Origin of the sequence: Flavobacterium flevense, from assembly GCF_900142775.1 — a bacterium.
In the GTDB taxonomy this organism is placed as follows: Bacteria; Bacteroidota; Bacteroidia; order Flavobacteriales; family Flavobacteriaceae; genus Flavobacterium; species Flavobacterium flevense.
Genome location: NZ_FRCC01000010.1, coordinates 108,161 through 120,941 on the forward strand (window position 1 = coordinate 108,161; position 12,781 = coordinate 120,941).

General features: G+C 32.8%; 9 protein-coding genes. 7 read left to right on the forward strand and 2 right to left on the reverse strand.

Annotated features, from left to right (window positions below):
- Window positions 1-2 precede the first annotated feature (2 nt).
- The gene (locus tag BUB89_RS15465; RefSeq protein WP_073246639.1) at window positions 3-587 is read right to left on the reverse strand and encodes a YciE/YciF ferroxidase family protein; all 585 of its coding nucleotides are present in this window, start codon (window positions 585-587) and stop codon (window positions 3-5) included.
- A gap of 248 nt (window positions 588-835) precedes the next feature.
- Here BUB89_RS15465 and BUB89_RS15470 point away from each other — a divergent pair, with 248 nt between their 5' ends.
- The 7 genes from BUB89_RS15470 (at window position 836) to BUB89_RS15500 (ending at window position 11,557) form a co-directional block, all read left to right on the forward strand.
- Window positions 836-1,231, forward strand: coding sequence for a YidH family protein (locus BUB89_RS15470; RefSeq protein WP_073246648.1), 396 nt, complete (start codon window positions 836-838; stop codon window positions 1,229-1,231).
- Between the two features lie 271 nt (window positions 1,232-1,502).
- Window positions 1,503-1,790 (forward strand): hypothetical protein, encoded by a 288-nt coding sequence (locus tag BUB89_RS15475; protein WP_073246650.1) that lies wholly within the window; start codon window positions 1,503-1,505, stop codon window positions 1,788-1,790.
- A gap of 71 nt (window positions 1,791-1,861) precedes the next feature.
- A complete protein-coding gene (locus BUB89_RS15480; protein WP_073246652.1) occupies window positions 1,862-5,038 on the forward strand; it encodes a CheR family methyltransferase in 3,177 nt (1,058 codons plus the stop codon).
- A gap of 236 nt (window positions 5,039-5,274) precedes the next feature.
- Window positions 5,275-5,637 (forward strand): hypothetical protein, encoded by a 363-nt coding sequence (locus BUB89_RS15485; RefSeq protein WP_073246654.1) that lies wholly within the window; start codon window positions 5,275-5,277, stop codon window positions 5,635-5,637.
- Window positions 5,638-5,846: 209 nt separating this feature from the next.
- Complete coding sequence (locus tag BUB89_RS15490) at window positions 5,847-6,950, forward strand: efflux RND transporter periplasmic adaptor subunit (protein ID WP_073246656.1); 1,104 nt, start codon at window positions 5,847-5,849, stop codon at window positions 6,948-6,950.
- Window positions 6,951-6,981: 31 nt separating this feature from the next.
- Window positions 6,982-10,095: an efflux RND transporter permease subunit gene (locus BUB89_RS15495; RefSeq protein ID WP_073246658.1), complete on the forward strand. Its 3,114-nt coding sequence runs from the start codon at window positions 6,982-6,984 to the stop codon at window positions 10,093-10,095.
- Between the two features lie 7 nt (window positions 10,096-10,102).
- Window positions 10,103-11,557, forward strand: a complete 1,455-nt coding sequence (locus tag BUB89_RS15500) for an efflux transporter outer membrane subunit (RefSeq protein ID WP_073246660.1) — start codon at window positions 10,103-10,105, stop codon at window positions 11,555-11,557.
- A gap of 979 nt (window positions 11,558-12,536) precedes the next feature.
- Here BUB89_RS15500 and BUB89_RS18095 read toward each other — a convergent pair.
- Window positions 12,537-12,781: hypothetical protein (locus BUB89_RS18095; protein ID WP_159434582.1), on the reverse strand; the 245-nt coding region annotated here is incomplete at its 5' end.

A 12,781-nucleotide genomic window follows, 5' to 3' on the forward strand; every position in this document is an offset into this window, starting at 1 on the left:
ACTTAGTCTTCGTTTTCGTCTTCGTCCTCTGAAGCGGCTTCAAAGTTAATGTTGTTGTAGGCCACATCCGTTAGCATCGTATCTGCTTCCTTTTCTTCTTCTAAGGTTTGTTGTAATAAAGCTAAGACATCATCTTCGCCTAGGGTTTGGGCAAATGCTGCTAATGTACCGTAAGTAGCAATTTCATAATGCTCAATCTTTTGTGAAGCACCTATAATTCCTGCGTCTCTTACAGGTCCTGCTTCTGTTTCTTCAACTATGCTTTCGCCTTCTTTAATCAGGCCTTCCATAGCTTCACATTTTTTTGCTGATGCTTTTTCACCCAGTAGTTCAAATACTTCTTCCAGACGGGTAACTTGATCTTCTGTTATGGTAAGGTGATCATTTATAGTGGTTATCAGGCTTTCTGAAGTGGCATTTTTAGCCATTTTAGGCAATGCTTTGGTTAATGCTTTTTCGGCCCAGTAAATATCTTTTAATGACTCTATAAATAATTCTCTTAAGCCATCTGCTGCCGAAGATTTTCTTTTTGAATTGCTACTTGCTTTTGTTTTAGTAGCTGCTGTTGTACTTTTTGCTGTTTTCATAACTCTTTTAAATTAAATATTAATAAAACCTAAAATAAAGAGATAGGGGAAGTCCTTTTTACATAATTCTTGAGAGTAATTATAAAATTAGCACTTTTGTGAAGTTGTAATTACTTGTGAGTCAATATGTAATCTGCATTTGGAATTATATAAACTCCTGTTAAAATTGTATAAAGCTTAGTCCTTCTAAGGTTTATAAATTTATAAGTATCAAAATAGATGCTAATTAATTACTAAAAGGAACTACTATGAGCAGAGATAACAACCCTATAATTTCAGAACATTTTGATAATGAAAGAACGTTTTTGTCGTGGATACGCACGGGTATCGGAATTATGGTATTTGGATTTGTACTCGTTAAATTTTCACTAGTGGTGAATGAATTACCGGCAAGTTTATTTGAAGGCGCTGCTATTCCAAAAAACGGATTTAGCATTTTTTTGGGAATTGTGCTTGTAGTTACAGGAGCTATAATGATTCTGTTAGCTTATTTGAAATACAGGCAAACCCATAAGGAATTAACGGAAGGGAAATTTCTCTATTCGACCGTTTTATTGACGGTTTTAACTGTAATTATTTTTATGATGAGTTTAATAATAATTGCTTATTTGCTTATGGCTGCATATCCTATGTTTTTTGACTAACGATATGGCCATGAGAAAAATAAACAGCTTATTTATTTTTTAAGTTTTGTGTTTGAAAATTTTCTGATATGGGAATTATATAACGACCTCTAAATATTATATAAAATACACTTGTTTCATACTGATACATTTACAAATATAATTTTACATAAACCTTTAGAATTTTACTATTCGAATTAAAAAAAAACAGAAGTTATAAGGAAACTATTTTGAACAAAACCTGTTTTGAAATTGGATGTAAAAAATAAAATAACCCTTAAATCGAATTATTATGAATTTAGACAGAAGAGAGAACTACAATCAGGACGACTTGTATTCTCAAGACAGCACAAATCGATATAATACAGATTCAGATTCACTGGATAATTCTTTCCTTGAAGATGATGAACAATATATAAATCCTAACCTTCATAAAGATGATTTAGAAAATGATCCTCTTGAAGACGATGATTTTGAAAGAGAAAATACGTATAGGGACGAATTCGATGAAAATTTGAATAACGACGATGTTAATAACACTGATCCTAACGATCCCCGTATATTTTACCCCTTATCTTAAAAAATAAGAAAACCGCTTGATAGTGCAAGTGGTTTTCTTGTTTGTATTAATAAACATTTTTTATTTATTCCATGGAAATCCTTGTCACAAAAGAAGTACATACCAATATATCCAATTTTTCCGTTGTAGGAATTGGAGTTTCTATTGGGGCTTTAGATATATTAAAGAAAATACTCTCAGATATACCCCAGGATTCTGGAATAGCATATATAATTGTAAGACATACATTAGATTTACCTACAAATCTATCTGAAATATTAGCTTCACATACAGAAATCCCTGTAAATGAAATTATAAATGAAGTAAATTTAGAACCCAACCATATTTATGTGATGCCGGAAAACAATGTTCTGATCACATTAAACGGTGTGTTAAAACTGAAACATTATACACGTAATGAAAGACAAAATAATAGTATAGATGTTTTTTTTGAATCCTTAGCAGAAGTGTATAAAAGCGCTTTAACCGGATTAATGTTATTGTCCGATTCTAATTTTGAAAGCGTTCGCGGATTTAAAAAAGTCAAAGAAGAGGGTGGAATTACTATAATCCAAAATCCCAAAAAAGCAGTTTTTAGAGGAATAACTCAGCATTTGAAGGATATTTATATGGTTGATTATGTAATGACTACAGATAATTTTCCTTTTGAATTACTCCAAATCCAAAAAAAATACCTTACTGAGTTTGATAATGAAGAAGAGAATATTTTGCAAAATGAAAAAGAATTTCTTACTCAGATTATTGAACTTATAGCTGAGAAATCCGGACATGACTTTAGCAATTATAAACAAGCTAACTTAAAAAGACGTATTGCAATACGAATGGCAGTGCTGCAAAAAAGTACTTTACAGAGTTACTATAATTCACTTCAGCATAATAAAACAGAACAGGATATTTTATTCAATGATTTTTTGATTCCTGTTACTTACTTTTTTAAAGATCCAAATTATTTTAAATACTTGACTGATGTTGTTTTTCCGTCATTGATAAGCAATATTGCCAATAATACTTTGCGAATCTGGATTGTAGGATGTGCAACCGGAGAAGAAACCTATTCGCTGGCAATTAGTTTACAGGAATATTTGCTGAAAAATAATCACCATGCTGTTAAAGTTCAGATTTTTGCCTCTGATTTATCCGAAAAAGCAATTATAAAAGCGAGGGCTGGGATTTATTCTAATTTTGATGTTCAGCAAATAGATAAAGAGAGACTGCAAAATTATTTTGTAAAAAATAACAGAGAATATCGTGTTTGTAAAATCATCCGTGATATGTGTGTTTTTGCCGTACATAATTTTGTTAAAGATCCTCCTTTTGCCAAAATGGATTTCATCAATTGCCACAATGTATTAAAATATTTTAACCCTTTTCTACAAAATAAGGCTTTAGTATCTTTCTTTTATTCGCTAAATGATAAAGGAATTCTTTTCCTTGGAAAATCAGAAACAGTGAATCATGCCGAAGACTTATTTGAAAATTTAGAAAAAGAGGAAACAATTTATATACGAAAAGGTATTCCGGGTCAAAATGTTTCAGAAACACTTTTAGCAGTTCAAAACAATTCACCGGAAAAAGTATCCGAATTTAGAAAAAAAACAGAAACAGATTTTCAAAAAATTGTATCTGATCTTTTGTTTTCAAAATACACTCCTGTATGTGTAGTTATAGATGAAAATTTAGAAATTGTTCATTTTCATGGTGATACAAGTCCCTTTTTATCTCCTTCACAAGGTAAACCCAGTTTTAATATTTTAAAAATGACCGATGAAGAAGTGGGATTACAATTGCAGGACGCAATATTAAAAGCAAAAACACAAAAAATAAACATTCGAAAAGAGAACATTGAGGTTGGAAAAAAACATGATACTATTTCTTTTGAAATTGTAGTACTTGAAAATGATTATCAGCATTTGGTAATTATCTTTTATAAAGAATCAGCTCAAAACATAAAGAAAAACAAATCAGAGAATGTCATTACTAGCAAAGAACTGAAACAATCTCCGGTAATAAATAGTGATAATTTATTTTTTACAGATGAAATTTTAAAAGCAAAAAATCAGGAATTAGCTTCTACAAAGGAGGAATTGTCTTGTATCAATACGGAACTTAAAGAAAGTCAGAAAGAATTAAGACGGGCATTAGATTACGGAGAAGCTATCATTAATACTATCCACGAACCCTTGCTGATTATGGATAGCTATTTTTTTATAAAAAATGCAAATCCGGCTTTCTATGAGTGTTTTAAAACGACAGAGACTGAAATTGAAGATCATTCTTTTTTCGAAATAGGAAATTGCCAATGGAATATTCCGGAGTTTAAAGAACAAGTTTCTAAAATTCTAGACCATCAACTGATTATTGAACAAAATAAAGTTGAAGTAGTTTGTGATGGCATTGGAAAAAAAATAATGCTGATTAATGCTCGTCCTATACAAACTTCAAACGAAAGTGACATTCTTTTAACATTTAATGATATAACAGAATTAGTACATGTTAACGAAATTTTGATGGCTAAAAAAGCAGAAATACAAAAATACAACACTCAGCTGGAAGCATTTACCACGGCAGCCAGTGACGTGCTGCATGAGCCACTCAGAAAGATTCATATGTTTAGTAAAAGAACATTTGATAACGAAAATAATATAAGTGAACTGGGCAGACATTATCTGGAGCGTATTCAGTATTTAATAACCAATATGAGTCAGTTAATAGACGATGTTATTAATTACTCAAGGGTTAATTTTCTGGAAAGAGAATATAAGAAAACAGATTTAAACAAACTGTTTAAAAAGATTATAAGAGATTTGAAGGATATCATTACTGAAAAAAATGCTAAAATTTTGGTTACCCATCTTCCGGTATTAAATATAATTCCACAACAAATCCAGCAATTATTCAGCAATTTGATTATCAATTCGATTGTGTTTTCAGAGGAAGGGGAAGATCCGCGAATAAAAATTGAATCTCAGTCAGCATCCAGTGAAGAAATCATTGCACTGGACGGTAATCTGGATATGGATTATGTAAAAATTTGTGTAATAGATAACGGAATTGGTTTTGAAAAAGATTATGAAACTAAAGTCTTTGAACCATTTTACCGCTTACATCATGATAACCAATTTAAAGGCAGTGGACTGGGGCTTACTTTAGCTAAAAAAATAATGGCTAATCATCGCGGATTTATAAAAGCCTCCAGTGAAAAAAATAGAGGAACAACGATGATGATTTATATTCCGTTATTGAATTAATAAAGGCTGTCCGGAAATTAAGTTTCAACTTACACAATTAGTAAGACACTCCCTAATTTTAAAAAAAAACTAAATTTTGTATCCCTGTTGGTTCATCATAAAGCTTTGTAGAAATATCTTTTTTTAAAGAAAAATTAAGAAACATTAACTTCTCAAATGGCTATATTTGGCGTCAAAATACTTATAAGAGTATATTTTTTGAACGACCCCAAAAGAAAAGTTTGATTCTTTAATTTATGAAATCTATTAAGTTTATCTATATCATTATTTTATCACTGCTTACTTTTTCTGGCGGTGTAGAATTTTATAAATATTCTTCTGAACCGAATTATTGTCATACAAAAAATATTTTTTCAGATTCGGACACCTCTCAGCTTGAGTCCTCTCTGGCATCGATGTCTTGCGACGTACAGATGCATTTTATTCTTAAAAAGAAAGTAAAAACCCGTGTTGAAGATTCTCAAAATCGTATTTTAAAAAATATTTACCACACGAACTTTGTGGGTTTCAGAATTTTAAAAGACAGTGTAATTTATGGCATTGCCGGCATTCTTAAAATTCAACAGCATACTCATCTTCACTTGTATCATCTTTTTTAGAATTTACTTTATCGTATTTTTCAGTTTAATGACCTTTTATGTTTTTATATAAAAGGAATATTACTATGTAAAATATTTTTTAAAATGGCGCAGTCTCAAATCTGAGGCCGTTATATTTCCCATTTTCTAATATACCACTTATCGATTACTCTCTGTGTTTTTTTATCAGGGAGAAAACCTATTTATATACTATTTTTTAATAATTAACTATGAGAATTTACAAACAATTTTTCCTGTCTATTTTATCATTATTCGTTTTAGTCTCGTGCGGAGATAAAGCAAAAAAGAGAGCTAACAACATAAAAACAGTTCCTGTTTACAAGGTAACTTTAAAAGATACCATTATTACAAACCGATTTGTTGCCGATGTGCATGCCAAAAATAATGTCGAAATCCACGTTCGTATTCCGGGATTACTGGAAAAAGTTTACGTAAGCGAAGGACAAAAAGTAAAAAAAGGCCAACTTTTATTTAAAATAAGCGATGTAGAACTTCAAATACAATTGCTAAAAGCACAAGCCGTTTATAAAACAGCTATGGCTGATCTTAGAATTGCTAACGTTCATCTTGAACAAGCCCAAACCCTATACAATAAAAAAGTAATTGCAGATAACGAATTAGAATTAGCTAAAGCAAAATATGAAGCGGCTGCCGCCAAAGTTGCTCACGCTGCTGCAGAGAAAAAAGCCATAAATCAACAAATAAGTTTTACAACCATAAGAGCACCGTTTGATGGGACAGTGGATCGTATTCCTTTTAAAGAAGGCAGTCTTGTAGAAAACGGTTCATTGCTTACTACTGTTTCACAACTGGATGATGTGTATGCTTATTTTTCGATTCCGGAAAATATTTATTTCCAAATGATGGCTGACAAAAGTATCCATACAAAAGAAGAGATAAAATTAGTTTTACCCAATGGTGTTATTTACAATCAAAGAGGAGAATTAAAAACTGCCGATGGAGATATTGACAGACAAACAGGTTCTATCCAATACAAAGCTAAATTTCACAATCCACAAGGATTTATCAAACACGGGACTTCAGGAAAACTGATTATTTCAGAGCCCAAAACCAATGCAATTGTTATTCCCCAAAAAGCTGTTTTTTCTATTCAGGACAAACAATTTGTATTTAGAGTGGATAAAGAAGGCATTGTAAAAATGACCAACATTACTATTGGAAGTACTCTTGATGATGTATATATATTAAATAAAGGTTTGAAAAATAATGATTTAATTGTTCAGGAAGGCATTCAGTCCTTACGCGACGGTGACAAAATCAATATTAAAGAAACGAAAGTTGTAAACCTGTAATTCAATTATACATTATTAAAAAGAAAAAGAAATGATAGAAATGTTTATCAAAAGAAAGATATTGTCATTAATCATCTCGGTTATGATAGTACTTTTAGGTTTGTTGGCTTTGTTCCAGCTTCCCATAACACAATTCCCGGATATTGTACCACCATCTGTAACTGTTACAGCTAAATACACCGGAGCCAATGCTGAGGTTTCTGCTAATGCTGTTGCTCTTCCGTTAGAAAGAGCTATCAACGGAGTTCCCGGAATGACGTATATGTCAACAGTTACTTCTAATGATGGTTTGACTTTGATTCAGGTTTTTTTCGAAGTAGGAACTGATCCTGATTTGGCTGCGGTAAATGTACAAAATCGTGTAACTACAATATTAGACGAACTCCCAGAAGAGGTTATTCGTGCCGGAGTTACGACCGAAAAAGAGGTCAACAGTATGTTGATGTATCTGAATATTACAAGTACTGATAAAACGCAGGATGAGCAATTTATCTTTAATTTTACAGATATTAATATTCTTCAGGAATTAAAGCGTATTGATGGTGTTGGACGTGCCGAAATCATGGGACAGAAGGAATATTCAATGCGTGTATGGCTGGATCCGCAAAAAATGCTTTCGTATAATATTTCGGCTAACGAAGTGATTAGTTCGCTTCAGAGACAAAATATTTCTGCTGCTCCCGGAAAAGTGGGAGAGGGCTCAGGAAAATTAGAAAATCAGCTTCAGTATGTTATTAAATACGGAGGTAAATTTTTCGAACCCAATCAATACGAAGAAATTCCGTTAAGAGCTAATGCTGATGGAACGATTTTACGATTAAAGGATATTTCGAATATCGAATTTGGTGCCATGAGCTACGGAATGGTTTCTAAAACTGACGGAAAGCCTTCGGCATCCATCATGTTGAAGCAGCGTCCGGGTTCAAACGCTTCGGAAGTAATTGAAAGTATAAAGGAAAAAATGGCGGAATTAAAGGGAACTTCTTTCCCGCCGGGAATGGACTATAATATCGCTTATGATGTTTCGCGTTTCCTTGACGCTTCGATAGATGAGGTTTTAAAAACCCTGATTGAAGCCTTTATTCTTGTAGCTTTTGTGGTTTTCCTTTTCTTGCAAGACTGGCGTTCAACTTTAATTCCGGTTTTAGCCGTACCTGTAGCCTTGATAGGTTCCTTCACTTTTATGTCAATGATGGGATTCTCTATTAACTTATTGACACTGTTTGCATTGGTGCTTTCGATAGGGATTGTAGTAGATAACGCAATTGTCGTTGTCGAAGCCGTTCATGTAAAAATCTCCGAAGAACATATGGAACCGCTGCCTGCGACCATTAGTGCGATGAAAGAAATTACAGGAGCAGTTATTGCAATTACCATTGTAATGGCGGCAGTATTTATTCCTGTTGCTTTCCTGAGTGGTCCTGTTGGGGTTTTTTACAGGCAATTTTCATTGACAATGGCAATTAGTATTGTGATTTCGGGAGTCAATGCATTGACACTTACACCGGCTTTGTGTGCTATTTTGTTAAAAGCCCATGATCCCAACAAAGAGAAAAAATCGATGATGGATCGTTTCTTCCACAAATTTAATAATTGGTTTGATGCTATCACTTCAAAATACATTAAAGTATTAATGAAATTTGCAGACAGAAGTTCGATTACCATTGGTTTATTAGTACTCTTTTGTTTTTTAGCATGGGGGACAAGTAAGTATTTGCCATCTGGATTTATACCTTCAGAAGATCAGGGAATGGTGTATGTGAGTGTAACAACCCCACAAGGTGCAACAGTTGAACGTACTGAAAAAGCTTTGGACGAAGTAACCCGAATTGCTCAAGAAATTAAAGGTGTTGACAACGTGACAACTCTTGCAGGATATAGTATTGTAACTGAAATTGCAGGAGCGTCTTATGGAATGGGAATGATTAACCTGAAGGACTGGAAAGAACGTGATATTTCGGTAAATGAGTTTATTGCCAAATTGACCGAGAAAACAAGAGGAATTTCTGATGCTCAAATAGAGATTTTTGCTCCGCCTACGGTTCCCGGATTTGGTAACACCAGTGGGTTCGAACTTCGCTTACTGGATAAATCGGGTGGAAGTATAAATAATACGGATGAAGTGACTAAAAATTTTATTAAGGAATTGAATGCTTCGCCTGAAATCCAAAACTCATTTACCAGTTTTGATGCTACTTTCCCGCAGTATTTAATTCATATTGACTATGATTTGGCAGCCAAAAAGGGAATATCGGTAGACAATGCAATGTCTACTTTACAGACTATGCTAGGTTCTTTTTATGCTACTAATTTTATTCGTTTTTCTCAAATGTATAAGGTAATGGTGCAAGCCGGACCTCAATTTCGAAAAAATCCGGAAAGTATTTTGGATATGTATTTGAAGAACGATGCAGGAGAGATGGTTCCGTTTTCGACATTTATAAGGCTTGAAAGAGTTTACGGACCAGAAGTTTTAACGCGTTACAATATGTACATGTCGGCAATGATTAATGGTGAAGCTGCCGAAGGTTTTAGCTCCGGTGAAGTAATTAAAGCGGTTGAGAAAATTGCAGCAGAAAAACTCCCAAGCCGTTTTGAACTCGAATGGTCAGGAATGACAAGAGAAGAAATCTTATCAGGAAATCAAACAATATACATTTTTGCATTGTGTATTTTGTTTGTGTATTTATTATTGGCAGCACAATACGAAAGTTTGTTGCTTCCGTTCCCGGTATTATTAAGTCTTCCTGTTGGAGTTTTTGGATCCTACTTGGCACTTTTAGCCGTGGGCTTAGACAATAATATTTATGCTCAGGTGGCACTCGTCATGCTCATTGGGCTGCTTGCAAAAAATGCCATTTTGATTGTCGAATTTGCCATGGCACAAAATAAATTGGGAAGAGATATAACCGAAGCTGCGATTGAAGGCGCCCGACTTCGTTTCAGACCTATTCTTATGACTTCGTTTGCTTTTATATCGGGATTAATACCGCTTTGTATTGCCTCTGGTGCGGGAGCTGTGGGTAACCGATCAATAGGTACTGCAGCCGCAGGAGGAATGCTTATAGGAACCATTTTTGGACTTGTGATTATTCCGGGTCTTTATATCCTGTTTGCCAAATTAGAGAAAGCAACGAAAAAATAAATTTGAAATGAAAAACACAATAAACAGATATATAATTTTAGGCGGAATAGTGCTGTGTACAGCCTGTTCTGCTCCTAAAGTCAACCAAAATTTGACAGCCAAAGAATTGCCCGAAAATTTTGATTTGAAAAGAAAAAAATCAAGTGATAGTTTGCGAAATTTTATTCCATTAAAAACGGAAACATTTTTCAAGGATCCAAAATTAGAAACATTATTAGACAAAGCTATTGCTCAAAATCCTGATTATTTAATTATGCAGGAACGCATTTTAATTGCTAATTCGAATTTAAAAGTGGCAAAGCTGGCACTTTTACCTTCATTAGACATTCAGGCAGATGTTTCAGGAACACGATTTGGAAAATATACAATGGATGGGGTGGGAAATTTTGACACCAATTTTTCTCAGAATATTTCAGAAAGACAACGGATTAATACTGATGTAACTCCCAATTTATTTTTAGGTGGAAAAGTTTCCTGGGAAGCCGATGTTTGGGGAAAATTGAGTCATCGTAGAAGAGCTGCCCGCGAACGTTTTTTTGCTTCACAGGAGGGAATGCGGTTATTGCAAACAAGATTATTAAGCGATGTTGCCGATTTGTATTATAAACTGATTGCTTTTGACAAACAAGCAGCTATTTATCACAAAAATTTAAAAACACAAAAACAGGCTTTAGATATTGTTTCGGCACAAAGATCAGTTGGTAAAGCTACAGAATTGGCTGTGCAACAATTTAATGCCCAAAACAATAATTTTTTAGCTGAAGCCGAACAGCTTGATTTAAAAATAGATCAAACAGAAAAAGCTTTGTTGAATCTTTTAGGCGAATATGGTGGTGAAATTGACAGAAGCAGTGATTTTTTATCAGGGCATCTGGCTGTATTGAATCAAAAAATAAGAGTAGATTCAATTATTCATAAACGACCAGATGTTGCTGAAGCCTATCACGAATTGATGGCTTCAAATGCAGATGCTAAAGCTGCAAGAGCTGCGTTTTTCCCAACTCTAAATTTGGGTGGATATGCCGGATTGAATTCGTTTTCTTTCTCTACTTTTTTTGACCGAGGTTCATTTGCCTGGCAACTACTAGGCGGACTGACAGCTCCTGTTTTTAACAAAGGACAAATTAAACAAGATTTTTTTGTTTCGAATAAAAAACAGCAAATTTCGTTGTTGCAATATCAAAATGCAATCACTACAGCTTATAATGAATTAAGTGCATTACTGCATAGAACAGAATCTTTTGTAGCTGTTTTAAAATTCAAATCTAATGAAATTAATCATCTTGAAATTGCTGTAAATGTTTCCAACGATTTGTATTTAAGCGGTTATGCTAATTATCTCGAAATCATTAATGCGCAAAAAAACAAGCTTCAGGCCGAATTGGATTTTGTAAACATCCAATTAAAAAATGCGGAGTCACAAGTGTTATTATATAAAGCTTTAGGCGGTGGAATAAAGTAAAAGTTAAATTTTTATAATTGTAGTTTTAAAGGAAATCTCATCGTTTTGAGATTTCCTTTTTTTATTATGGGCTACTTAATTTTTTTGAATATGATTCTATGTGTTTAATTAATTTTTAGTTTTAAAGGAAGTCTCCTGTTTAATTAATAAGAATCCGATTTAATGGACTTTGTTGGTTATAACCACCAATAAAAAAACGCCGTAAAACTTATGTTTTACATCGTTTTAGCCTTTTTGCATTTATACTGGCGGAGAAAGAGGGATTCGAACAAAATCGTCACATCCCGCTTTTATACTGCATTTCTAATATTTTTTTAACTGCTGTGCCACGAATATGCTATGAAGATTTTCGCCATTTTTATAAATATTGAAAGTTCTAGATTGGTTTAAATCCGCTTAAATTTACGTTATAATTCTTTAATTAATTTAGAGACAAAGTTATGTTTTTTTATGACAAACTAGGACAAAAAATTTTCAAAACAGATTTTGAAAATTGGATTAAGGAATTTATTCTTTTTAGTTAACTACGGTTTTTTAATTTTTAGTCGCGAAAAATTACAATCGAACATTTTATTCCTATTTTGACATTGAAAGATAATCTTTAAATTATTGATTATAAGTTGTTGTTTTTTTTTGAATAATTTATATTTTATATTTTTAAGAGTTATATATGTAATACAATCAAATTTTTATTTGAATTAATAAATGTGACCCCAACCTAACAAATCTCGAACTATTTATAGAGTATTTAGAGCTATTGGCAGGAATATTAGATTAAATAACAGTTCACTGTTACTATATCAAGAATCGATATTGACTCTTTTGAGTTTTTAAGCTTTCATAGAATTTGTATTTATTCAAATAAAAAAAAAGGAAAATATTTTTTGCAAGTATGTGAAATAGTTAATTTTAATAGTAAAAAAAAGGAAGCCGAATCTGTTTTGATCCGGCTTCCTTAAATATAAATTTGCTAATAGCTTTATTTAAAATTCCATGCTAAAGTAATACCAAATGCTAGAGGTCTAATTTTTGCATTTTTATCTGTACTGTATAAACCATTGGCCGTTCTTTCTGTAACTGAGGTTGGATTGTATCCTATATACGATTCATCTTTATCCTGATCAATAACAGAACCGTAACCATTTTCAAGAAACATTGCGGCATACAATGCGTTTCTTTTTCCCACATCAAAAGTAAATCCTAATTCAAACATACTCATCAAAA

Coding starts and splice junctions, on each gene's coding strand:
- BUB89_RS15495 (WP_073246658.1), top strand. CDS start 6,982: ATGATAGAAATGTTTATCAAAAGAAAGATATTGTCATTAATCATCTCG.
- BUB89_RS15500 (WP_073246660.1), top strand. CDS start 10,103: ATGAAAAACACAATAAACAGATATATAATTTTAGGCGGAATAGTGCTG.
- BUB89_RS15465 (WP_073246639.1), bottom strand. CDS start 587: ATGAAAACAGCAAAAAGTACAACAGCAGCTACTAAAACAAAAGCAAGT.
- BUB89_RS15475 (WP_073246650.1), top strand. CDS start 1,503: ATGAATTTAGACAGAAGAGAGAACTACAATCAGGACGACTTGTATTCT.
- BUB89_RS15490 (WP_073246656.1), top strand. CDS start 5,847: ATGAGAATTTACAAACAATTTTTCCTGTCTATTTTATCATTATTCGTT.
- BUB89_RS15485 (WP_073246654.1), top strand. CDS start 5,275: ATGAAATCTATTAAGTTTATCTATATCATTATTTTATCACTGCTTACT.
- BUB89_RS15470 (WP_073246648.1), top strand. CDS start 836: ATGAGCAGAGATAACAACCCTATAATTTCAGAACATTTTGATAATGAA.
- BUB89_RS15480 (WP_073246652.1), top strand. CDS start 1,862: ATGGAAATCCTTGTCACAAAAGAAGTACATACCAATATATCCAATTTT.